Source organism: Ruegeria sp. CE6 (assembly GCF_056537485.1).
This window is the reverse complement of sequence record NZ_JBQFRR010000008.1, coordinates 15,669-39,099: the sequence shown is the minus strand read 5'-3', so window position 1 is coordinate 39,099 and position 23,431 is coordinate 15,669. Positions and strand designations below refer to the sequence as shown.

The window sequence follows — 23,431 nt, the reverse complement described above, 5'->3', positions numbered from 1 at the left end:
CGGCTTCGGCTTCGGCTTCGGCTTCGGCTTCGGCTTCGGCTTCGGCTTCGGCTTCGGCTTCGGCTTCGGCTTCGGCTTCGGCTTCGGCTTCGGCTTCGGCTTCGGCTTCGGAAGTCAATTCGTCCGCAGCGTTATCCGCGTCAACGGATTTCTCATCCGAGACTGCATCACTTACGGTCTCGGCGGCTTCTACCACCTCTTCGACGCTGGGGTCTTCGACCGGTTCCTGATCGGGTTTCTTCTTATCAGCCACCGCGTTAATCCCCTTATCGATTCCCAAAACACATGAACAACAGACTAACCCAAGTTAATCTGCACCCGGCGCGCTCTCAACCCGCATCACGTGTTTCACGAGTTTTTTCACGGCTTTCTGCATTTTGTCCGGGGTCGGTTCATCCGCGATCTTCAGCCGCTCGAAACTCAGTGTTTTAAGGGGTTCCGCTGTGGCTTCGCTGATCGCGGCCAGCCACAGAGGCGCGGATCCGGCCCAGACATCGGCAAATTGTCGCGCTGTGCGGGGCGAAAATAGCGGGGCGATGATGGGCTGATCACCCTCGGCGGCGTGGGAAGCCTCATCACTCAGCGGCAAAAGCTGTTGCCGATAAATCGGCTGTTCGCGGGTGGTCAGCCCGGATTCAGTCAAACGCGCGGCGACGTTGCCACGGCTGTGTTCTCCGCGCAGATGTAGCAGCGGGCTGTTTGGCTTGAGTTTGAGCAGATTGGCCACCAGCCCTTCGGCCGTCGCACCCAGCATCTGCGCTTCCCACCCTGCTGCCTGCGCTGCCTGCGTGGTCACCGGACCAACGCAATAGGCGGGCAGGCTGCGTTCCACATTCAATACGGCGGCGGCATTCACGCCATTTGCCGAGGAAAAGATCAGTCCAGCAGAATCATCGGACTCAACCATGACACCCAGGGGTTCGATTTTTAACAAGGGCGAATGGATAACCGCGACTTGCGACCGAATGTGGTCCGGCAGTTGCGCAACGAACCTGTCCGAGGCGGCGCGAGGGCGGGTCATCAACAAATACAACGGTCGGCGCCTTCGGCCTTGGGATTGTTTGCATCCGCGCGGGGTGATACCCCGCTTGGCAATCATGATGCAACGGATCAGGCCTATGGTGCAAACACTTACCGTCCTTGGACTGGAAAGCAGCTGCGACGATACCGCAGCCGCCGTTGTGCGGCAGGGCACAGGCAAAGGGGCCGAGATCCTGTCATCCGTGGTGCATGGCCAGACTGAGTTGCACAGCGCCTATGGTGGCGTTGTGCCTGAGATCGCAGCGCGTGCGCATGCGGAAAAGCTGGATATTTGCATCAAACAGGCTCTAACACAGGCCGAAATTGGCTTAGATGATCTGGACGCTATCGCTGTCACCGCCGGTCCCGGCTTAATTGGCGGCGTAATATCCGGCGTGATGTGCGCAAAGGGCCTAAGTGCAGCAACCGGGTTGCCGCTAATCGGGGTGAACCATTTGGCCGGGCACGCGCTGACACCAAGACTGACCGACGAGATTGCCTTTCCCTACCTGATGCTGCTGGTCTCGGGTGGTCACTGCCAATATCTGATCGCTCATGGACCGGAACAGTTTACCCGCCTTGGGGGGACGATCGACGATGCCCCCGGTGAAGCCTTCGACAAGACCGCCCGTCTGCTGGGCTTACCCCAGCCCGGTGGCCCCTCGGTCGAGGCTGAGGCGCGCGCGGGTGATGCCAAACGTTTCCGCTTTCCCCGGCCCCTTCTGGATCGCCCCGGATGTGACCTGTCTTTTTCGGGACTCAAGACCGCGCTGATGCGGATGCGGGATAAGGTCGTAGCCGAAAAAGGGGGGCTGACCCGACAAGATCGCGCTGATCTGTGTGCCGGTTTTCAGCAGGCTATTGTTGATACCTTGGCTGAGAAAACCCGCCGCGCGATTGCCCAGTATCTTGAGACATCACCGTCAGAACCGGTTATTGCCGTTGCCGGAGGTGTCGCAGCAAATTCCGCTATTCGCTCAGGATTAGAGACTGTTTCTGCGGAAATGGGCGCCCGATTTACTGCCCCTCCGCTGGCTTTGTGCACTGATAATGCCGCAATGATCGCCTATGCGGGTATGGAACGATTCCGCACCGGTGCACGAGATGGGTTGGATCTGACGGCGCGGCCCCGCTGGCCCTTGGATCAAACCAGCCCTGCAATGCTGGGTAGCGGCAAAAAAGGGGCCAAGGCATGAGCGTGACCGTCCTTGGTTCTGGCGCATTTGGAACCGCTCTGGCGATATCTTTGGCGGGCAATGGGCCTGTAACTCTCTGGTCACGAGATGCCGAGCAAGCAGCGCAGATGCAGCACGGGCGCGAGAACCCGCGACGTTTGCCAGGCGTTACACTGCCCGCCAGTGTTTCAGTGACAGCTGAATTAGAACAAGCGGCGCAATCCGATGTGTTGTTACTGGCCGTCCCAATGCAAAAGCTGCGCGATGCGTTGACGCAATATACCGGCGAACTGGGTGGCAAGGTTTTGGTGGCTTGCTGCAAGGGGATCGAACTTTCCACGGGGCTGGGTCCCGTTGCAGTCATCCGTCAAACCGTTCCGGACGCACTACCGGCCTTGCTGACTGGCCCCAGCTTTGCCGATGATATCGCGCGCGGTTTGCCTACGGCGTTGACGCTGGCTTGTGATGATGCCGAACTGGGTGAAGCACTTCAGCAAGAGCTGACAACTGCCAATCTGCGTCTTTATCGTACCGCCGATACCGTCGGAGCAGAGCTAGGTGGAGCGCTAAAGAATGTGATGGCTATTGGTTGTGGCGCGGCCATTGGTGCAGGGCTTGGCGATAGCGCCCGCGCTGCGTTGATCACACGCGGATTTTCTGAGATGCAGCGCTTTGCCGCCCAGCGCGGGGCACGGCCCGATACGCTGATGGGGCTATCGGGGCTGGGTGATCTGGTGCTGACCTGCTCATCCGAATTGTCGCGAAACTATCGTTTTGGCCTGTGTTTGGGTCTAAACAAGCCATTTGACACCACGACAACCGTCGAAGGTGTCGCCACTGCGCAGGCCATGTCCGAAATCGCAGCGAGCGAAGGGTTAGACATGCCCATCAGCGCAACGGTGGCGAAACTCAGCAGCGGTGCCTACAGTGTCACCGACGCGATTCAAGCCCTGCTGGGTCGCCCACTCAAGGAGGAATAATATGCTCATCGCCCTGATCGCCCGGGATAAAGCTGGTGCCCTACAGACCCGGCTGGACAACCGCACGGCCCATCTGGCTTACATTGAAGAAACCGGTGTTGTGGCGCAGGCTGGCCCGTTGCTGGACGGCGATGCAATGATCGGATCGCTGGTCATTCTGAACGTCGAGGATCTGGCCGCCGCGCAAGTTTGGGCTGAGAATGACCCCTACGCGCTGGCCGGCCTGTTCGACTCGGTTGAATTGATCCCGTGGAAAAAGGTCATCGGCTGATGGCGTATTGGCTGTTCAAATCCGAACCCTCGACCTGGAGCTGGGATCAGCAGGTCGGCAAGGGGGACGCGGGCGAGGAATGGGATGGGGTGCGCAACTACCAGGCCCGCAATTTCATGCGTCAGATGCAGATTGGTGACCGGGGTTTTTTCTACCACTCGCAAAAGGACAAGGCGATTGTCGGCATTGTCGAGGTCTGCGCCGAGGCCCATCCCGACAGCACAACCGATGATGAGCGTTGGGAATGCGTGGATATCAAAGCCGTCCGGTCTTTCACAATTCCGGTCAATCTGGATCAGATCAAGGCGGATGAGCGTTTGGGTGAAATGGTTCTGGTCAAGAATTCACGCCTGTCAGTGCAGCCGGTCAGTGATACAGAATGGCAGTTGATCTGCGCTTTGGGCGAGACTGAGGCGGATTGAATGAAAAGGGAAGGCCCTGACGACTTCAGAACCTTCCCTACCCCGCGTGCTCCCAAGCTCACCACACGCATACGGAAATCTATTGGTTCTGACCGTCCTGGTCATGACCTGACCTTAGCCGATTTCAGAACCGCGCTTCAAACGCCAAGTATTTAGAGTTTCAATCAAATACAAAACACCCGCCGGTAAGACCGACGGGTGCTGAAATGGTTCTTGGCTGGATCAGCTATAGACCGATTCTTTGCCGAAATGCTTGGTCAGCATGTAATAGACGACAGCGCGGTACTTGTTACGCTCGGACATGCCATAGGTCTCCATGGCCTTGTTGATCCCTTCCATCAGTTCGGGACCATCCGACAGGCCCAGCTTTTTGATGAGGAAGTTGTTCTTGACCGTCTCAAGCTCGCCTTCCTGGCTGGCCGCCACTGTCGACGCATCCGCGTCATAGATCGCCGGACCGCAACCGATGGTGACCTTGGTCAGCAGGTCCATATCGGGGTCCATCCCGCATTTGCCTTTTAGATCTTCAGCGTATTTGGCGATCAATTCGTCGCGTTTGCCCATGTCCCAATCTCCTTAATCCATTGTCACGGAACTTTTTACCGATGCACGAGAGACTAGCCTTGTCGGCGGAATTCCCAAAAGGGAAAAATCACAAGGTTTCCCCCTAGGCTGAACTTCGCGGGACTCGGTGATTTGATTTTTTTAGATTTATTATTTAACATTTTTGTTAATTATGATTCCCGGAGGTCCCCATGCCCGTAACGTTACCGAATGAAACCACCGAATATCGGTCAGCTCGTAATGCACTTCTATCCGCCGAGCGGGACCTGAGAGCAAAGGTTGAAGAGGTCGCGGCCTTGCGCCGTTCTCTTCCAACCGGAGGCAAAACCCCTAACGATTATGCGTTCCAAGATCTGGCAGGCGAGGGTGCGCCTATGTCGTCGCTGTTTGGCGATAAGGATACGCTGATTATCTATTCGCTGATGTACGGACCCGACGCTGAACGCCCCTGCCCTATGTGTTCGGCGTTTCTGGATGGGCTGAACTCTCAGATCCACCATCTCATACAGAACGCCTCGGTCGCCGTAGTGGCGCAGAATACGCCCGAAAAACTCTCGGCGCTCAAAGATGAGATGGGTTGGAGTGCGCTGCCGCTCTACTCAGCATTAGGGACGAATTACCAACGTGACTATCTGGCCGAGACCGACGGGGGTGATCAGCTTCCCATCCTGAATGTCTTTCAACAGCTCCCTGATGGCATTCATCACTTCTGGAGTTCCGAGCTGTTCTTTGAACCCAGCGACTGGCATCCCCGGCATGTGGATGCAGCTTGGCCTTTGTGGAATGTGCTGGATTTCACACCACAGGGCCGCGGCGATTTTATCCCACCTCTACGCTGAGGTACTATCGGCAGTAGCCCCAGCCGGGCCCCTGCAGGTGGAAGTGATCGGCATGTAAGCGGTTGTAATCAGGGCCAAGCACCACGCGGAACCAGTCACAGGCTCCGCGCCAGATCTGGCGCAGAAAATCGGCCTCGGGCCCGTCAGCGTCCCAGTCAGCCAGCAGGTTCAAGCTGCGCCCGTCCGAGAGATCCATTCCGACGATGTCGATCGCGTCCGCAGTGGCGTGACTGCTCCAACCATTATCTTGTCCTTGCGCAGTGCGCATCCGCCGGCAGTTATAGCTACCGATCTGGCGCAATCTGCTGACGGAAGTCCCCAGTAGTTGCTGCGCAGCGGGTTGCACAACATGGTGTTCCCACATGACAAGCCGCAAAGTTGTGGCACACCGGGTCTCGACTGCAGTGACGCGGGCGTTCACCAGACCGGACAACCGGCCGCGTCCCTCGATTCCGCAATTCTGGTCCACCACCAGATCGTCCAGCGGATCAAACCGAGCTCCAGCCTCGGCCAAGGCTGCACGGCATAAAGCGTCATCCGCCAGTGCGCGGTTCAACTGGTAAGGGGTGACCGGGGTGACCGGGGCCGTCACGGTCAGATCACGCAGCGGGTTCCAGTGCGGGGGCACAGGCGTGTTGGGATGGGCAAGCAGCCACCAAACGCCGCCGCCCAACACGGTCAACAGCGTTAAGAGGCCGAAAAGAAAAGACGCCGCCGAAAGCAGGATTCGGTGGCGTCTGGAAGGCTTGGTCATGCGTCATTCGCACTTAGTAGCGGTAGTGTTCCGGCTTATAGGGGCCTTCGGGTTTTACGCCGATATAGGCCGCCTGATCGCTGTCCATCTGGGTCAGCTTCACGCCGATCCGGTCCAGATGAAGACGGGCAACTTTTTCGTCCAGATGCTTGGGCAATATGTAGACTTCGTTCTTGTATTCACCGCCCTTGGTGAACAGCTCGATCTGGGCCAGAACTTGGTTGGTGAAAGAGGCCGACATCACGAACGAGGGGTGACCGGTGGCGTTGCCGAGGTTCAGCAGGCGGCCTTCGGACAGCAGGATGATGCGGTTGCCCGAGGGCATCTCGATCATGTCCACCTGTTCTTTGATGTTGGTCCACTTGTGGTTCTTCAGGCTGGCTACCTGAATTTCGTTGTCGAAGTGACCGATGTTACCGACGATGGCCATGTCCTTCATCTCGCGCATGTGCTCGATGCGGATCACGTCCTTGTTGCCGGTGGTGGTGATGAAGATATCGGCGTTTGCGACTTCGTCTTCCAGCAGGGTGACTTCGAACCCGTCCATGGCCGCTTGCAGCGCGCAAATCGGATCGACCTCGGTCACTTTCACGCGGGCGCCTGCGCCACGCAGCGAAGCTGCCGAGCCTTTGCCCACGTCGCCATAGCCACAGACGACAGCAACCTTACCGGCCATCATGGTGTCAGTGGCGCGGCGGATACCATCAACCAGCGATTCCTTGCAGCCGTATTTGTTGTCGAATTTCGACTTGGTGACCGAGTCGTTCACGTTGATCGCCGGGAACGGCAGGTGGCCATCTTTCACCAGCTGATACAGGCGGTTTACACCGGTGGTGGTTTCTTCAGAGACGCCTTGGATCTGGTCGCGCATTTTGGTGAACCAGCCCGGAGACGCGGCCATGCGCTTGGCGATCTGCTTCTTGATCACCTCTTCCTCTTCCGAACCAGGAACGGGGATGATGTCCTCACCCGCTTCGGCGCGGGCACCCAGCAGGATATACAGCGTCGCGTCGCCGCCATCGTCCAGGATCATGTTGGGGCCTTCGTCGAACAGGAAGGATTTGTCCAGGTAATCCCAATGCTCTTCCAGCGTCTGGCCCTTGATGGCGAAAACGGGAATACCAGCCTCGGCAATCGCCGCCGCCGCGTGGTCCTGCGTTGAGAAGATGTTGCACGACGCCCAGCGCACATCAGCGCCCAGCGCCACCAGCGTTTCGATCAGAACGGCGGTTTGGATGGTCATATGCAGCGAACCGACGATCCGCGCGCCTTTCAGCGGCTTGCTTTCGCCATATTCGGCGCGCAGGGACATCAGCCCCGGCATTTCCGTTTCAGCGATATCCAGTTCCTTGCGGCCAAACCCGGCCAGCGAAATGTCCTTAACGATATAGTCCCCGGCCATCAGGTTCTCCACTCCGGTAAATCTTGGTCCGGGCTGCCCCTAGCATTCCTTGGGACAGGAGGCAATGTGGATGGCCGGAAACAGGAAGTCTGGTGACAAAATATCAGCTTGGCGTACCCTCTGCCTTGATTTTGGGGATCGCTTCAAAAAAATCAGTGCCAACGGCGACAATACAACTCATGCCGTTCGCCTGGGTCACCAAAACGGTATAGCTTCCCGTTTCCTTCGAGGTCCAAACCTCCATGACCGTCTGCCCGCCACGTGATTTCTGAAGACCGCCAAAGGTTAATTCCTCGGAGTAATTGTCTTGCAGTTTGGTAATCACGTGCTCGCGCTCTGCGCAGTTCTGGGCAAAGGCGGGTGGCGCGGTTGCGGCCATTCCGAAGGTCAGGGTTATTGCAAACAAACGCTTGAACATAGCAAGCTCCTTTCGATACGAGTTTCGTTTCGAGAGGGCGCAACTGGGAGGAGTCAGCACCCCCCTCAGTCCTTGATGTCGGGATCGTATCGCGCAGGTTCAAAGCACGAATGCTCAAGAAATTGTTGGCAGCATGTGATCCAGACAGATACATCATACCACAAGAACGCGAATTGAACGTGTCCCAGTTCACAAGGCATGGTAAAATGGCAACACAACCCAGAGCGTGGCAAAGAATGCTGTCGGGACGGCGGCTGGATTTGCTGGACCCGACGCCCGTGGATATCGAGATCGAAGATATCGCGCACGGGCTGGCCTTTGTGGCGCGGTGGAACGGTCAGACCAACGGGGATTTTGCCTATTCCGTGGCCGAACATTCCTTGCTGGTGGAAGAGCTCTTTGGCCGCATCGCACCAAATGCACCGACGAAATGGCGGTTGGCGGCACTGTTACACGATGCCCCCGAATATGTGATTGGTGACATGATCTCTCCGGTGAAATCCGCCGTTGGCCCGGATTATGGTGATTTAGACGACCGGCTGGCTGCTGCGATTCATATACGTTTCGGGTTGCCCGCCGTGGTACCAAAAACAGTGAAACGCCAGATCAAGAAGGCGGACAAGATCAGCGCCTGGATGGAGGCGACGCAGATCGCGGGTTTTTCTGATACCGAAGCATCAAAGTTCTTTGGTCGTCCGGACAAGGCAATATTAGAGGGGTTGCAGATCAAACTGCGTCCCCCGATTGAGGTGCGGCAGGCCTATACCGCGCGGCATCAGGAATTGTTGGGCAGCATTTAGGTCGCCAATAGATCAGCAGCTCGGCCTATGCTAATTTTCCGCTAAAACAAGACCATAATCGGACGCAGGTTCAGATGAGCGACGCAGACAGCCAGATACCGGTCACGAACGCGCAGATGGAATATGCCAACGCGTGTTTACGTGAAGCGTACAATCTGACAGGCCGAGGGCGGGTGCGCAATCTGATCCGAAAGTCACTGCTGCCACAGTTGATCGCCTACCGGGGTATTCGAATCCACCTGCACCCTTATGACAATTTCAGCGAATTCTCTCTTTGGCAGAAGGGCCGGTCCCCGGAAGAGCTTGAGCTGAATTGGCTGAAAGACAGTTTTGCGGGGAAGACTCTCAAGGTTTTGGATATCGGGGCAAATTTTGGTCTGTATTCACTTTTCTTGTCGTCAATTCTTAGCCCGGACTCCCGGATTCATGCGTTTGAGCCTAATCCGACACTGGCCGAACGCCTCAGCAATAATTGCTCTCTGAACGGATTTGGCAACGTGGAGCTGAACACTTTCGCGATCGCGGGCGAAACTGGTGAGGCGACACTTATCATAGAAAAGCGGGGCGACACGGCCACCAATCTTGGTCAGGCGCGCTTGGCAAACGACCCAGCGTATCTGGAGCTATCAAAATACGATACGATTGAGGTGCAGACCCGAACACTGCTTGAGCTTACACATCTGCATGATGCCGATTTTGCCAAGCTTGATGTTGAAGGGCACGAGCCGAACATTCTTATGCCTTTTCTTGAAAGCGCAGAAGATGCAGCGCTTCCCCAATATCTACAGCTGGAAACCGTGAATCTTGGTGATAGCGCCGAACGCCTGTTTGCCTCACTTTCCGATCGTGGCTATGAAAATGCCTTTCAAACTCAACGTAATATCATCTTCAGAAGATAGGCCGTGCAAGGGAGAACCGCGATCATGATCAAACCCACTCAGGCCAAGCCGATATGAAGGTCGGGCTGTTCTCCTGCGCCAAGGATGAAGGGCCGTTTATACTTGAGTGGATCGCGTATCATCTGCTGGTCGGGTTTGATCCTATTCTGATTTACACCAATGACTCGACAGACGGCACCGCCGAGCTGCTTGATGCGCTGGATAAAAACGGGGTTATTTCCCATGTTCTGCAAGATCTGAAACCCGGGCAAGTACCACAGCATACAGCGGCGGAAACGGCCTATGCGCATCCTTCGCTTAACGATGCCGATTGGCTGATGTGGCTTGATAGCGATGAGTTTCTTTTCTGTGCAAACGATGAAAATCAGGTCGCAGGTCTCGTCGAACGCTGTTCCGGTTTCGCCGAGGGCATCGCCGTGAATTGGTTGATCTTCGGAAATGGGGGCAACGACAAGTGGGAACCGGGGCTGGTCACGCAACGATTCCTAAAACGTGCCGATACAGATCATAATTTGCATCGCTACTTCAAAACGCTTTTTCGAAAGTCTGATAAAATACGGGGGTTTGGCCTGCACCGGCCCTACTTGCGACCGGACTTTCGAAACGATGGATCGCAATTTGTAAATGCTGCGGGCCTGCCGATGCACGAACACATGTATCGTTCGGGATTGCGACGAAGACATGCGCTGGGTGCCGCGCCCGAGCATCTGTCTACACACGATTGGGCTGCTGTCATTCACTACCCGGTGAAAACGCGAGACAGTTTCGCGCTCAAACGGCAGCGCGGGCAAGGCACGAAAGCGACAGATGCACCCAACCGGTCCAGCCGGTTTCGTGAAAGGTATTGGAACAAGTACAATCAGAACAGCGTTGTGGATGATCGAATGCTGGCGATGGGTGGCAAGCTACAGGCAAAGGTTGATGAGTTGCTGTTATTGCCTAAAGTTGGGTGCGCGCACTCTGCCTGCCTTAAGAATTACGCGCTGAGGCTCCAAACTCAGGCTCAACCCGCGCCCTGAAAGTCGTTTGGAACGGCCCGGAGAATACACGCTATTAAGTCTACGGGTCTATCTTGGACTGCGCTTCGCCAGAATCCGCTGCAACGTCCGGCGGTGCATGTTCAACCGGCGCGCGGTTTCCGAGACGTTCCGGTCGCACAGCTCATAAACGCGTTGGATATGTTCCCAGCGGACGCGGTCGGCGCTCATGGGGTTTTCCGGCGGCGGGGGCAGTTCGTCGCCCTTGGCCAACAGAGCGTTGGTGATGTCAGTGGCGTCGGCGGGTTTGGACAGATAGTCGGTTGCACCAATTTTGACCGCCGCAACGGCGGTGGCGATGGCGCCATAACCGGTCAGAACCACAACCCGGCTGTCGGGGCGTTTTTCGCGCAGCACTTCAACCACGTCCAGCCCATTGCCATCTTCAAGTCGCAGATCGACCACGGCATAGGCAGGTGGGCGGGCTGTGGAAATGGCGCGGCCTGCGGCGACGGAACCCGCGGTTTCAACCTCGAATCCGCGTTTTTCCATGGCCTTGGCCAGACGTCTCAGAAACGGCTCGTCATCATCTACCAGCAGCAGCGATTTGTCGGGGCCGATTTCAAGCTGGGAACTGTCTGCCATATGTGGGTCTTTCCGCTATTTCATGCCTCTTGGCTTAAACATGAGTAATAGCAGCGCCATTCCAAAGGTCAAACCGACTGTTGAGGATCAGGCCTGATCAAGGAAGCAGCCAATCTTGTCCGCCATCTGCTCGGCCGTTTCATCGCGTTTGAAAAATTCCAGAAACCCGTCCTCGGGCGTCATCAGATAGGTAAAGGTCGAGTGGTCGACCAAATAATACTCATCGCTTTTGTCTTGGGCCTTGTAATAGGTCTTGTACGCCTTGCTGGCCGCCTTGATCTGCTCGGGCGATCCGGTCAGGCCAATCACGCGTTCATGCAGGTTGAACGCGAAATCGCCCACGACCTCGGGGGTATCGCGATCCGGGTCTATCGAGATGAACAACGGCGTCACCGACTGACCGCGCTCGGCCAGCAAATCGATCGTGTCGACATTGCGCGACATGTCAAAGGGGCAAACATCCGGGCAGAAGGTATAACCGAAGTAGACAAGCGTGGGCTCGGTGATCACATCCTTGTCGGTTACTGTCTCACCATTGGCGTTAAGCAGTTCGAACGGTCCGCCGATTGCGGCGCTCCCACCCGCAATCTGAGACGAGCGGCACTGCGCGTATTTGTCATCTGAGCCACCCCGCGTCAGCAGCCACATGGCGCCAAGACCAATTGCAAGAACAACAGTTGCGAGAATAGCATAAAGACGAACCATGGCGCGTATCCTGATACGAAAGGGGATGTTGATCGATTCTGCCGGGACACCTATCAACATGTGGGACCGACGCAATAGGACATAATCGACAGATGACGAATTCCAACACCAGTCTTTGGCGTGGGCAGGAGCGCAGTACCTGGATCAGGCTGCGCACGCTGATCCTGCTACGATGGGTCGCCATTATCGGCCAGTTTACGGCCATCACGGTTGCACAGAAATATTACGACGTTCAGCTTGAGCTGGCATTGTGTTATTTCGTCATCGGCATTTCGGTGATGGGTAACCTCACGGCCATTCTGTTGTTTCCCGAAAACAAGCGCTTGTCGGAATTCGAGAACTTCCTGATGGTGCTGTTCGATCTGCTGCAGCTGTCGATCCTATTGTATCTGACGGGGGGGCTAAACAACCCGTTTGCGCTGCTGTTGCTGGGCCCGGTGACGATTTCTGCAAATGTAATGAGCACCCGCTCGACCCTGATCATCGGCAGCGTTGCTGTGATCCTGACCACGTTGCTGGCGCAATTCCACCTCCCGCTGAGAACCAATCTGGGGTTGGTGCTGGATATCCCCGATATTTTGCTGTTCGGAAACTGGGCGGCGATTATCATCGCCATCGTTTTCATCGGCGCCTATTCGCACCGCATCAGTTCCGAAGTTCAATCGATGTCTGAAGCGCTCTCGGCCACCCATATGGCGCTGGCGCGCGAGCAAAAGCTGACTGATCTTGGTGGTGTGGTGGCCGCCGCCGCGCATGAGTTGGGTACGCCGCTGGCTACGATCAAGCTAGCCAGTTCAGAACTGATCGAAGAGCTGGACGACCGGCCTGAGCTGATGGAGGACGCAGCCTTGATCCGCGAACAGGCTGACCGCTGCCGCGACATCCTGCGCGATATGGGCCGAGCTGGGAAAGATGACTTGCACCTGCGTCAGGCGCCTCTGTCCACCGTGATCCATGAAGCGGCAGAGCCACATATCAATCGTGGTAAAGTGGTGCATTTCGACGAAGGACCAGTTGCGGATGGCGATGTGCAGCAGCCCTCGATCCTGCGCAAGCCCGAGATCATTCACGGGCTGCGCAACCTGATCCAGAACGCAGTGGATTTCGCCCAGTCGACGGTCTGGGTCGAAGCTGAATGGACCTCTGATCGGATCAGCGTTTCGATCATGGATGATGGGCGCGGCTACCCCTCCCACATCATAGGTCGGATTGGTGACCCGTTCATGCGCCGCCGCCGCGCCGATCGCAGTAGTCGGCCGGAATACGAAGGCATGGGGCTAGGTCTGTTCATCGCCAAAACCCTGCTGGAACGCAGCGGTGCCGAACTGAGCTTCGCCAATGGCGCGGACCCTTATCAGACCCTGACTGACCAACCGGACCGCAGGGGGGCGATCGTCAATGTCGTTTGGCCGCGCAAGCTGATCGACGCGCAAACCGGGGACACTCCGGTTCCCTCGGGCGCCAACCAACCGTTCCAGATCTGAGTTAAGACCCCGTTAACCATTGTTGTTCATATAGATTCAAACGTTTTACCCGGGGGTTGGAGCAATGGCCGAATGGATCGTTCTGGCCGCAATCAGTGTGGTTTCGGCCAGCTTTGCGATATTGTGGCTCTTGCCACGCCATCAGGCCAAAACAAGAGATTTCGGGCTGTCAGCGCCCGGAGCGCTGTTCGATGTTGTCTTCCTGTTCGATGGCGACCGGTTGATCAGCCACTCCGATATTGCGCTGGCAGGTTACGAATCCGTCAGCAACTGGGCTGATCTGCGGCGTTTGCTGCAACGTGATTTTCCCGCTTTCCCCGAAACGCCCGAGATTGTCCGGTCCGGGGGCAACATCGCCGTTTCAGCCATCGACTGCACAGTCGAGCGCGAGGTTCTGTGCGAATGGATCGATGGTATCATTCGGGTTCAATTACGTGATCTGACGGGGACCATCCCTGCGCCACGCCGTGACCAACGCGATCCAATTCGTTTGGCGATGGAGCAGGCGCCCTACCCTGTTTGGCTGATAGATCACCGTGACAAGGTGGGCTGGTGCAATGCGGCCTATGTACGGTTGGTTCGCAAGATCGCGGGACCGGATGCCGATCTGACGGACCCTCTGTTTCCTTCTCACAAGGACGAGGCGCAGCTTAGCCGAAAAACCCGCGTCTCGATCCCGGTCCGGGACAGCGACGCCAAGCTTTGGTTTGATCTGACCCGGGTCGCGCACGAACAGGATCAGTTGTGTTACGCGGTTGATATCAACGCAATTGTCGAAGCCGAGACAGCGCAGCGCAAGTTTGTGCAGACCATGACCAAAACCTTCGCACAGCTCTCCATTGGCCTAGCGATCTTTGACCGCAACCGGCAACTGGCCCTGTTCAATCCAGCGCTGATTGATCTGACCACCCTGCCACCCGACTTCCTGAGCCTGCGCCCAAGCCTGTCCAGCTTTTTTGACCGGCTTCGCGACCAGCATATGATGCCCGAGCCTAAGAACTATCGCAGTTGGCGGCGCCAGATGAACGACCTTCTGGAGGCGGCACAGGACGGGAACTATCAGGAAACCTGGTCGCTGCCATCAGGATCGGTCTATTCCGTCAGTGGTCGCCCGCATCCCGATGGGGCCGTGGCTTTCCTGTTCGAAGATATCACCGCCGAAATCACACTGACCCGACGGTTCCGCGCTGAAACGGACCTTATGCAATCCATTCTGGACAAGCTGGCTGATGCCATCGCGGTGTTTTCGGATGACGGTTCGCTGGCGATTACAAATTACGCCTATCAGGTGTTGTGGGGCGACAGCGGCGAAGTAGGATTCGAACCAGCAACGGTGCTGGAAATCACACGCCAATGGCAGGAGCACTGCACCGCCACGCCGATCCTTGGCGAGATCCGCGAATTCGTCACCGCGCGCGAGAATCGGGCCGAATGGTCGGCTGAACTGATCCTAAAATCCGGCGGCTCTTTGAACTGCACGGTCAGCCCCATGCAAAACGGGGCAACAATTGTCCGTTTCGCCTCGGACAACCCGGTCAGGAACATCACGGAAATACAAAAAATCAGCGCGTGAACCGGTTGCAGCCGACCCGGCGCAGGTTCATTGTGACGCCATGAACGCACCGCTGACTCTGACCTCGAAATCCCCATTCGACACTGCTGAAGTTGCCACCAAACTGGGAGGCGCATTGCAGTCTGGCGATACTATCCTGCTTGAAGGTACCATCGGCAGCGGCAAAACCCATTTCGCACGCGCATTGATTCAATCTCTTCTGTCCGCTCCCGAAGATGTGCCTTCGCCGACCTTTACTCTGGTTCAGGTTTACGAGACGCAGCTTGGAGAGGTCTGGCATTCAGACCTCTATCGTCTTTCTGCCGTGGAAGAGATCGAAGAGCTCGGGCTGGTCGACGCCTTCGACGCCGGCATTTGCCTGATCGAGTGGCCTGAAAAGCTGGGTCCTCTGACGCCAGAGCCGGCCTTACTGATCCGGTTCACCACAGACGCCAACGAACAAGATACGCGACAACTTAAGATGTCGTGGACAGACCCGAAATGGAACGCCAAGCTGGAGGGGATCCAATGACGAACCGGGCCATTCTGGCAGAAGCCTTGATCGCGCAGACACCATGGAACGGCGCACGGCATACGCCTTTGGCGGGTGATGCCTCGAACCGCCGGTACGAGCGTCTGACCGACCCTGCCACCGGCCGGACCGCCGTTTTGATGGATGCTCCGCCCGACAAGGGCGAAGCTGTTGAACCCTTCGTGCGTATGTCGAAATACCTGCGTTCCATTGGGTTGAGTGCGCCGGAAATCTACGCCGAGGACTGCGAATACGGGTTTCTGTTGCTCGAAGATTTGGGCGACGATCTGTTCGCACGCGTCTTGCGGGACGATCCGACGCTTGAGCGCACGCTGTATGACGCCGCAACCGATGTACTTGTCCATCTTCACGCGGCGCCGACGCTTTCGCTCGACAGTTACGACCCCGCTATGATGACCGAATTGGCGGCGTTGTCGTTCACGAAATATGCACAAGGCATTCTTGGATCGCACGACGACGAGGCCCGCGCCCGGTTCGAGCTGCGCTTTGCGGATATCCTGCACCGGGAAACCGGCGGAACGCGGGTTGTTGTGCAACGCGATTACCACGCAGAAAACCTGATCTGGCTGCCCGAGCGCGAAGGTCTGGCGCGTGTCGGTCTGCTGGATTTCCAAAGCGCGATGCTGGGGCATCCCGCCTATGATTTGATGTCACTGCTACAGGATGTGCGTCGGACTGTGCCCGCCGGGATCGAGATGCGGATGATCGACCGCTATATCACCGCAACCGGCGTCGATGGGCATGATTTCCGCACCGCATATGCTGTTCTGGGCGCACAGCGTAACCTGCGCATTCTGGGCGGTTTTGCCCGGCTGGCGACCGATTATGGAAAGCCACACTACGTCGACCTGATCCCGGCTGCGTGGGCACATTTGATGCGCGATCTCGAACATCCCGGGTTGGTGCCGGTGGCAGACCTGTTGCGCAGCGCTCTGCCCGCCCCAAGCCCCGAAAACCTGGAAAAGCTGAGGGCGCAATGACCGGCACCCCCCAAGCTGCAATGCTGTTTGCCGCAGGATTTGGCACCCGCATGGGTGCCCTGACCAAAGACCGGCCCAAACCGCTGATCGAGGTGGCCGGGCGGCCCCTGATTGATCACGCACTGGATCTGGTCGATGCACTCAGGCCGCTGCGGGTTGTTGCCAACCTGCACTATCACGCTGATCAGTTGGCTGATCATCTGGCGGGCTGCGACGTTATGATATCGCGGGAAGAACCGCGCATTCTGGATACTGGTGGTGGGCTGCGCGCAGCGCTACCTCTGCTTGGATCCGACCCCGTATTCACCTTGAACAGCGACGCAATCTGGGCTGGGCCCAACCCACTGAATTTACTGAAGGATCAGTGGAACCCAGATAAAATGGATGCGCTGCTGATGTGCGTTCCAGTTGGGCAAACCCTTGGCCACACAGGCCCTGGTGACTTCACTCAGGACAGCACAGGGCGGATCGTCCGCGGTGCAGGTCTTGTTTACGGCGGGGCACAAATTCTGAAAACCGAAGCGCTGCATGATATCGCTGAGGACGTGTTTTCATTGAACGTATTGTGGGATCGAATGCTGCAGCAAAAGCGCCTGTTCGCACTGTCTTACCCCGGTCGCTGGTGCGATGTGGGGCGTCCCGAGGGTATTGATCTGGCCGAGGGGTTGATTGCCGATGTTTGAGCCCAGCGCCCTGCCCCGGGTCTTCGCCGTTCCTCCGGGAGCGGATTTTCCCAAGGTGTTGGTTGACGGGCTACATGAGCGGTTTGTGGGGCAGCCGCCCGACGCGCTGGCCCGGGTGCAACTGGTAATCAACACCCGCCGGATGGCGCGCCGGGTGCGCGATCTGTTTGATCAGGGTCCCGCTTGCCTTTTGCCACGCCTCTCTTTGGTCACCGATCTTGGCGAAAGCGCCGATCTGGCGCAGATCCCACCCGCAATCCCGCCTCTGCGTCGCAGGCTGGAGCTGACGCAGCTGATCGCAAAACTACTGGACCAGCAACCCGATCTGGCGGCCCGGTCCTCGTTGTTCGATCTATCTGACAGCCTGGCCGGGCTTATCGACGAGATGCAGGGGGAAGGTGTCTCTCCCGATGCGATCAGGCAACTGGATGTCAGCGACATGTCCGGCCATTGGGCGCGGGCACAGGCCTTTATAGGCATCGCTGATCAGTTCATGGAATCCGGTTCGGAGGCGCTGGACGCGCAGGCCCGACAGCGGCGCGTGGTCGAGAACCTGATCGCGCGCTGGGAGGCGTCGCCGCCCGAACATCCTGTCATTCTGGCAGGCTCTACCGGGTCTCGCGGAACCACCCTGATGCTGATGCAGGCGGTTGCGCGTCTGCCTCAGGGGGCGATGGTGCTACCCGGCTATGATTTCGACCAGCCTGAACATGTTTGGAGCAATCTGGATAACCCGCTGACATCTGAGGATCATCCTCAATACCGGTTCCGCAAGCTGATGCTTGGGCTAGGGCTTAGCCCGGATCAAATCCGGCCATGGACCACGGATCAGGCCCCTTCACCTGCCCGTAACAAGCTGATTTCGCTTGCATTGCGCCCTGCCCCGGTCACCGACGCATGGATGGCTGAAGGCCCGCTCCTGCCCGACCTGAACGGTGCGACCAAGGATGTGACGCTGATCGAGGCACCCTCGCCCCGGGCCGAGGCCTTGGCGATTGCGCTGCGCCTACGGCAAGCGGCCGAGACCGGCCAGACCGCCGCGCTAATCACCCCCGACCGGATGCTAACCCGGCAGGTCAGCGCCGCACTGGACCGGTGGAATATCCTGCCCGATGACAGCGCGGGCCTGCCACTGCAGCTGTCTCCGCCCGGGCGGTTCCTGCGCCATGTCGCCGGGCTGTTCGCGCGCCGCCTGGATAGCGAGGCTCTGCTGACGCTGCTCAAACACCCACTGTGCCATGACGGGGGCGACCGGGGCAGCCACCTGCTGCATACCCGCGATCTTGAGCTTGACCTGCGTCGCTATGGCCCGCCCTTTCCCGACAGCGCCAGCCTGACCGCTTTCGCCATTCGTACTGAAGCGCCCGAGGACTGGGTCCGCTGGGTTACCCAGGCATTTTGCGATCAATACGACCCCACCGAACAGCCACTGCCGGACTGGGTCGCCCGGCTTCGCACGCTGGCCGAGATAATCTCGGCAGGTGGAACCGGTGAATCTGGCACATTGTGGGACAAGAACGCGGGCCAGAAGGCGCTTGCGGTGATCTCTACTTTGGAAGCCGAAGCACAGCATGGCGGCGCGATGACCGCCCATGACTTTGCCGACCTTCTGGGCGCGTTGTTGGCAGGTGAAGAAGTCCGCGACCGCGATGCACCTCACCCGCATCTGATGATCTGGGGCACGCTGGAAGCGCGCGTTCAGGGTGCGGATCTGCTAATTCTGGGTGGCTTGAACGAAGGCAGCTGGCCCGAGGCTGCGGCACCCGACCCCTGGCTGAACCGTCAGATGCGCAATGAGGCCGGTCTTTTACTGCCCGAACGCAGGATCGGTCTGTCCGCGCATGACTTCCAGCAGGCGGCAGGTGCTGCAGAGGTGGTTTTGACCCGCGCTACCCGCTCGGATGATGCGGAAACCGTACCATCCCGTTGGCTGAACCGCATGACCAACCTGTTGCAAGGCCTGCCTGAACAGGGTGGAACTAGGGCGTTAGAAGCAATGCAAGCGCGGGGCCAACGGTGGCTGGATTGGGCAGAGATGCTGGAACATGCACCCCGAATCGCACCCGCGCACCGCCCGTCGCCACGACCACCCGTCGCGGCGCGGCCACGGCGGCTATCGGTGACCGAAATCAAACGCCTGATCCGCGATCCGTACGCCATATATGCCCGACATGTCCTGCGATTGAGACAACTGGACCCGCTGGTTCAGGCGCCAGATGCCCTGCTACGCGGTATCGTCATCCACGAGGTGATGGAACAATTCGTGCGCGACAGCGTTCTGGATCCGGCTTTATTGACCCGAGAAAATTTCCTGAAACACGCCAAAGCTCTGCTGGACGACCACGTTGCGTGGCCAACTGCCCGAAAGCTGTGGCTGGCGCGGCTAGAGCGGATTACCGATAGCTTTCTGTCCGCCGAGATTCACCGCCGCGCCGATGGCGGGCCTGTAGCATTTGAAGTTGGAATGCGGCTGGCGTTGACGCCGCTGGACTTCACCATTGCCGGACGTGCCGACCGAATCGATCGAAGCGGGCAGGGGGCTTTGCGTATCATCGACTACAAGACGGGCACTCCGCCAACGGAAAGTCAGCAAGCCAAATTCGACAAACAACTGCTGATCGAGGCCGCAATGGCCGAGCAGGGCGGTATCGAAGGATTCGATCCGCTTCCCGTTGCACAGGCGATCTTCATTGGCATGGGCGGCACCTATAAAGAAGTGCCCGCACCGCTGCAGAAAGAGCCGACCGACAAGGTGCTGGCCGAACTTAAAGAGCTCATATCAGCCTATTTAGAGCCTGATCAAGGGTTCTCTTCACGCAGGATGCTGCACAAGGACACAGATATAGGGGACTATGATCACCTCGCCCGGTTCGGCGAGTGGGATCGTTCAGCGGAAACCGAACCGGAGGACCTGACATGACCCCCCGCAATGATGCCACCGAACGGCAGGTTCAGGCCGCGCGCCCGGACGCCTCAACCTGGCTGGCGGCCAATGCGGGCTCGGGCAAGACCCGGGTGCTGACCGACCGGGTGGCGCGGCTGTTGCTGGATGGCGTACAGCCGCAGCATATCCTGTGCCTGACCTATACCAAGGCCGCGGCCAGCGAGATGCAGAACCGGTTGTTCAAACGTCTTGGCAAATGGGCAATGTTGGGCGACGGCGACCTTCAGTCTGAGTTGGTCGAACTTGGCGTACCGGGCGTGATCGATCCCGACCGGTTGGCGCAAGCACGGACCCTGTTTGCCCGCGCTATTGAGACGCCTGGTGGCCTGAAAATCCAAACGATCCACTCCTTCTGTGCTTCGCTGCTGCGACGGTTCCCGCTTGAGGCGGGGGTCAGCCCTCAGTTCTCCGAAATGGAAGACCGGGCTGCGGCGTTGCTGCGCGAAGAGATCATTGAAAGTTTTGCCGACGGCCCTCAGGCCGAATTGATCGAAGACGTTGCCCGCTTTGTCACCGATACCGGTTTTGACAAACTGACTGCCGCTGTTGCGCAGAAACGAAATCAGTTTGAACATGTGCTGCAATGGCCGGACATTCTGCAACGGTTTGATCTGCCCGAAGGTTTTGATGAACAGGTCCTGCTGCGTAACGTGTTTCTGGGCGGTGAGGTCGAACTGATCCAGTCCATTTTACCCGCGCTTTCGGAAAGCGGTGGAAACAATGCCAAGGCTGCCGACAAGCTTTCCGGTTTTACCGACGCCCGGTTGAGCAGCCTGCCAACACTCGAAAACGTTTTGTTGACGGGAAAAGGCGCGAAGGAGCCCTTTACCGCAAAACTCAACAGCTTCCCGACCAAGGCGCTGCGCGAAGGGGTGCTGGATGATTGGATGCCCCAGCTTGAAGCCCTGATGCTGCGCGTTGAAGCTGCGCGGGAACAGCGGCTGGCGCTGGTTGCGGCCCAAAAAACCCATGTATTGCACCGCTTTGCTGCGGCTTTCCTGCCGGAATACGAGCGGCGCAAGCAGGTGCGGGGTTGGCTGGATTTCGACGATCTGATCCTGCGCGCGCGGCAGGTTCTGAACGACCCGGCGGTGGCGGAATGGGTGCTGTACCGGCTCGACGGTGGCATCGATCACATTCTGGTGGACGAAGCGCAGGACACCAGCCCAGATCAGTGGGACGTGATCGAAAAGCTGGCACAAGAATTCACCAGCGGGGAAGGGGCCCGATCCGGGGTTGAGCGCACGATCTTTGTGGTCGGCGACAAGAAACAGTCAATCTATTCCTTCCAAGGTGCCGACCCGCAAGCCTTTGACCAGATGCAGGCCGAATTTGGACGAAAACTCCGAGAATCAGGCTCTAAACTGTGGGATTCAACGCTGGAATATTCGTTCCGCTCGTCCAGCGCGATCCTTGGGCTGGTCGATATACTGTTCGAAAACCATGTAGAGGCCGGGTTCCACAAGGATGCCTTGCACCGGGCATTCAAGGCCGATCTTCCTGGGCGCGTCGACCTATGGCCGGTGATCGAGAAGGTTGAAGTCGAGGATGACAGCGATTGGACCGATCCCGTTGATCGCCCTGGCGCACGGCATCACACCGTCATTCTGGCAGAACAGGTTGCCCGGTCAATCAAGGATATGATCAGGAATGGCGCTACCATTCCCGATGATGGCGATGCGTCGGGGACATTTGTCCGGCGCAAAGTGCAACCCCGCGACTTTCTGATCCTTGTCCAACGCCGCTCGGACCTGTTTGCCGAGATCATTCGCGCCTGCAAAAGCGAGGGTCTGCCCATCGCGGGGGCAGATCGCCTGAAGGTGGGCGCGGAACTGGCGGTCAAGGATCTGGCTGCTTTGCTGAGCTTTCTGGCCACACCCGAAGACAGCCTATCCCTGGCGACAGTCCTGAAATCCCCACTGTTTGGCTGGACGGAACAACAGTTGTTCGATCTGGCTCATCGCAGGGAGGAAACTTATCTATGGGCAGCGTTGCGCAATCGTGCCGAGGAGTTCCCGGTAACGCTTGCGATTCTGAACGACCTACGCGGTCAAACCGACTTTCTGCGTCCTTATGATCTGATCGAACGTATCCTGACGCGCCATGACGGGCGACGCAAACTGCTGGGCCGGCTTGGGGCCGAGGCTGCGGATGGTATCAACGCGTTGCTGTCGCAGGCGCTGGCCTATGAACGGACAGATATTCCAAGCCTCACCGGTTTTCTGGTCTGGATGCAAACCGACGATCTGGAGATCAAGCGCCAGATGAGCGGAGTCGGCAATATGATCAGGGTGATGACCGTTCATGGCTCGAAGGGATTGGAATCACCGATCGTAATCCTGCCGGACACTGGTAAACGACAGCCACCACGAGATGCCGAGATCATGATGGCGGGCGATACTCCGTTGTGGAAAGTGCCTTCTGATGCCTCACCTGCATTGATCGCAGCTGCGCGCCAAGAAGCCAGAACGTGCGAGGAGAATGAGCGGCTGAGGCTGCTCTATGTTGCTCTAACACGGGCAGAAAAGTGGCTAATAGTGGCGGCCGCCGGGGATGTAGGCAAGGATGGCAACAGTTGGTATCAGATGGTTGAGGCCGCGATGGCGCAGGCAGGGGCCACTCAGGTGCCCGGCACCCAGACCCTTCGACTGGCGCATGGAGATTGGGAGGCTTTGTCTGCCGTTGAACAGGGCAGCATCCCGCACAACGAACAGCATTTGCCTGTATTTTTTGACCACCCCGCGCCAAATGCACCCGCGCCAGCCGAAACGCTCAGCCCCTCTGATCTAGGGGGTGCGAAGGCCTTGCCCGGAGATGCGGGGCAGGATGAAGAGGCGGCGAAACGACGCGGATCGCAGCTGCACCTGTTGCTCGAACATCTTCCTGCTGCCGCACAGGATCAATGGCCGCAGCTTTGCGCACGGCTTCTGGCCGATATGCAAGATGTTGAGCGGCAAGATCTGCTGACTGAGGCCACATCGGTGCTGACGGCAGAATATCTGAAACCGGTCTTTGGCTCGGATGCGCTGACCGAGGTTTCGGTCTCTGCCGATCTGAACGGCACACGAATGCATGGGGTCATCGACCGGCTGATTATCACGGATAAAGAGGTGCATGTAATTGATTTCAAATCCAATGCGACTGTTCCGACCGGGCCAGAATCCTGCCCCGAAGGGCTGTTGCGCCAGATGGCGGCCTACGCCCATGCCCTGTCGCAAATCTATCCCAATCACAGTATCCGCACCGCTATCTTGTGGACGCGAACCGCGCACCTGATGTGGTTGCCACACGATATGGTGACGGACGCCCTGACACCGAACCCTATATCTTGACCTTGCCCGGTGCCGCACCTAGGTTCTGAGCC

At 58.0% G+C, this 23,431-nt stretch carries 22 protein-coding genes and 1 pseudogene; 15 read left to right on the top strand and 8 right to left on the bottom strand.

Features of this window, described 5'->3' with window-relative positions; translation table 11 throughout:
• Together ACR0DK_RS20355 and ACR0DK_RS20350 are read right to left on the bottom strand one after the other, a co-directional pair.
• A pseudogene (locus ACR0DK_RS20355) lies at nt 1–253 on the bottom strand (hypothetical protein); the annotation flags it as partial.
• A gap of 54 nt (nt 254–307) precedes the next feature.
• The gene (locus ACR0DK_RS20350; protein ID WP_170407952.1) at nt 308–1,021 is read right to left on the bottom strand and encodes a uroporphyrinogen-III synthase; all 714 of its coding nucleotides are present in this window, start codon (nt 1,019–1,021) and stop codon (nt 308–310) included.
• A gap of 97 nt (nt 1,022–1,118) precedes the next feature.
• On the opposite strand from ACR0DK_RS20350, the gene tsaD reads away from it, so the two are divergent.
• From tsaD to ACR0DK_RS20330, 4 genes are read left to right on the top strand one after another with little or no spacing between them, the layout of a single operon-like run.
• The gene (gene tsaD / locus ACR0DK_RS20345; protein WP_170737098.1) at nt 1,119–2,216 is read left to right on the top strand and encodes a tRNA (adenosine(37)-N6)-threonylcarbamoyltransferase complex transferase subunit TsaD; all 1,098 of its coding nucleotides are present in this window, start codon (nt 1,119–1,121) and stop codon (nt 2,214–2,216) included.
• On the top strand, nt 2,213–3,175 hold the full coding sequence (locus tag ACR0DK_RS20340) for an NAD(P)H-dependent glycerol-3-phosphate dehydrogenase (RefSeq protein ID WP_170819070.1): 963 nt from the start codon (nt 2,213–2,215) through the stop codon (nt 3,173–3,175). The genes tsaD and ACR0DK_RS20340 overlap by 4 nt, the downstream gene beginning before the upstream one ends.
• A 1-nt stretch (nt 3,176) precedes the next feature.
• On the top strand, nt 3,177–3,446 hold the full coding sequence (locus tag ACR0DK_RS20335) for a YciI family protein (RefSeq protein WP_480737891.1): 270 nt from the start codon (nt 3,177–3,179) through the stop codon (nt 3,444–3,446).
• A complete protein-coding gene (locus ACR0DK_RS20330; protein WP_480737889.1) occupies nt 3,446–3,868 on the top strand; it encodes an EVE domain-containing protein in 423 nt (140 codons plus the stop codon). The genes ACR0DK_RS20335 and ACR0DK_RS20330 overlap by 1 nt, the downstream gene beginning before the upstream one ends.
• Nucleotides 3,869–4,090: 222 nt before the next feature.
• Here ACR0DK_RS20330 and ACR0DK_RS20325 read toward each other — a convergent pair whose 3' ends face one another.
• Nucleotides 4,091–4,432 carry a DUF2853 family protein gene (locus ACR0DK_RS20325; RefSeq protein WP_170397892.1) on the bottom strand — a complete coding sequence of 114 codons (342 nt, stop codon included), beginning with the start codon at nt 4,430–4,432 and terminating at the stop codon, nt 4,091–4,093.
• Nucleotides 4,433–4,623: 191 nt separating this feature from the next.
• Here ACR0DK_RS20325 and ACR0DK_RS20320 point away from each other — a divergent pair, with 191 nt between their 5' ends.
• Nucleotides 4,624–5,271, top strand: a complete 648-nt coding sequence (locus tag ACR0DK_RS20320) for a DUF899 family protein (protein WP_480737886.1) — start codon at nt 4,624–4,626, stop codon at nt 5,269–5,271.
• Between the two features lie 4 nt (nt 5,272–5,275).
• Here the strand turns inward: ACR0DK_RS20320 and ACR0DK_RS20315 are convergent, their stop codons facing one another.
• The 3 genes from ACR0DK_RS20315 to ACR0DK_RS20305 form a co-directional block, all read right to left on the bottom strand.
• Entirely contained in the window at nt 5,276–6,025 is a 750-nt protein-coding gene (locus tag ACR0DK_RS20315) for an extensin-like domain-containing protein (RefSeq protein WP_480737884.1), read from the bottom strand.
• A gap of 13 nt (nt 6,026–6,038) precedes the next feature.
• Entirely contained in the window at nt 6,039–7,427 is a 1,389-nt protein-coding gene (gene ahcY / locus ACR0DK_RS20310; RefSeq protein WP_170566592.1) for an adenosylhomocysteinase, read from the bottom strand.
• Between the two features lie 103 nt (nt 7,428–7,530).
• A complete protein-coding gene (locus ACR0DK_RS20305; RefSeq protein ID WP_170397881.1) occupies nt 7,531–7,845 on the bottom strand; it encodes a hypothetical protein in 315 nt (104 codons plus the stop codon).
• Nucleotides 7,846–8,051: 206 nt separating this feature from the next.
• Here ACR0DK_RS20305 and ACR0DK_RS20300 point away from each other — a divergent pair, with 206 nt between their 5' ends.
• The 3 genes from ACR0DK_RS20300 (at nt 8,052) to ACR0DK_RS20290 (ending at nt 10,563) form a co-directional block, all read left to right on the top strand.
• Nucleotides 8,052–8,645 carry an HD domain-containing protein gene (locus ACR0DK_RS20300; protein ID WP_170397878.1) on the top strand — a complete coding sequence of 198 codons (594 nt, stop codon included), beginning with the start codon at nt 8,052–8,054 and terminating at the stop codon, nt 8,643–8,645.
• A 74-nt stretch (nt 8,646–8,719) separates the two neighbouring features.
• Nucleotides 8,720–9,544: an FkbM family methyltransferase gene (locus ACR0DK_RS20295; protein WP_170613069.1), complete on the top strand. Its 825-nt coding sequence runs from the start codon at nt 8,720–8,722 to the stop codon at nt 9,542–9,544.
• A gap of 53 nt (nt 9,545–9,597) precedes the next feature.
• On the top strand, nt 9,598–10,563 hold the full coding sequence (locus ACR0DK_RS20290; protein ID WP_170664102.1) for a glycosyltransferase family 2 protein: 966 nt from the start codon (nt 9,598–9,600) through the stop codon (nt 10,561–10,563).
• 48 nt (nt 10,564–10,611) lie between these two features.
• Here ACR0DK_RS20290 and ACR0DK_RS20285 read toward each other — a convergent pair whose 3' ends face one another.
• Together ACR0DK_RS20285 and ACR0DK_RS20280 are read right to left on the bottom strand one after the other, a co-directional pair.
• Nucleotides 10,612–11,166 (bottom strand): ActR/PrrA/RegA family redox response regulator transcription factor, encoded by a 555-nt coding sequence (locus tag ACR0DK_RS20285; protein ID WP_039542641.1) that lies wholly within the window; start codon nt 11,164–11,166, stop codon nt 10,612–10,614.
• 87 nt (nt 11,167–11,253) lie between these two features.
• A complete protein-coding gene (locus ACR0DK_RS20280) occupies nt 11,254–11,871 on the bottom strand; it encodes an SCO family protein (RefSeq protein WP_170514218.1) in 618 nt (205 codons plus the stop codon).
• 92 nt (nt 11,872–11,963) lie between these two features.
• Between ACR0DK_RS20280 and regB the strand changes: the two genes are divergently transcribed.
• From regB to addA, 7 genes are all read left to right on the top strand, one after another.
• Nucleotides 11,964–13,355: a sensor histidine kinase RegB gene (regB, locus tag ACR0DK_RS20275; protein ID WP_170397866.1), complete on the top strand. Its 1,392-nt coding sequence runs from the start codon at nt 11,964–11,966 to the stop codon at nt 13,353–13,355.
• Between the two features lie 64 nt (nt 13,356–13,419).
• The gene (locus ACR0DK_RS20270; RefSeq protein ID WP_223117330.1) at nt 13,420–14,928 is read left to right on the top strand and encodes a PAS-domain containing protein; all 1,509 of its coding nucleotides are present in this window, start codon (nt 13,420–13,422) and stop codon (nt 14,926–14,928) included.
• Nucleotides 14,929–14,968: 40 nt separating this feature from the next.
• Complete coding sequence (tsaE, locus tag ACR0DK_RS20265; protein WP_170407927.1) at nt 14,969–15,439, top strand: tRNA (adenosine(37)-N6)-threonylcarbamoyltransferase complex ATPase subunit type 1 TsaE; 471 nt, start codon at nt 14,969–14,971, stop codon at nt 15,437–15,439.
• Nucleotides 15,436–16,440, top strand: a complete 1,005-nt coding sequence (locus tag ACR0DK_RS20260) for an aminoglycoside phosphotransferase family protein (RefSeq protein WP_480737877.1) — start codon at nt 15,436–15,438, stop codon at nt 16,438–16,440. The genes tsaE and ACR0DK_RS20260 overlap by 4 nt, the downstream gene beginning before the upstream one ends.
• Nucleotides 16,437–17,123 (top strand): nucleotidyltransferase family protein, encoded by a 687-nt coding sequence (locus tag ACR0DK_RS20255; protein WP_170802446.1) that lies wholly within the window; start codon nt 16,437–16,439, stop codon nt 17,121–17,123. Before ACR0DK_RS20260 ends, ACR0DK_RS20255 begins: the two co-directional genes overlap by 4 nt.
• Nucleotides 17,116–20,043, top strand: coding sequence for a double-strand break repair protein AddB (addB, locus tag ACR0DK_RS20250; protein WP_480737874.1), 2,928 nt, complete (start codon nt 17,116–17,118; stop codon nt 20,041–20,043). The genes ACR0DK_RS20255 and addB overlap by 8 nt, the downstream gene beginning before the upstream one ends.
• Entirely contained in the window at nt 20,040–23,399 is a 3,360-nt protein-coding gene (gene addA, locus ACR0DK_RS20245) for a double-strand break repair helicase AddA (protein ID WP_480737872.1), read from the top strand. The genes addB and addA overlap by 4 nt, the downstream gene beginning before the upstream one ends.
• The last annotated feature ends 32 nt before the right edge of the window (nt 23,400–23,431 follow it).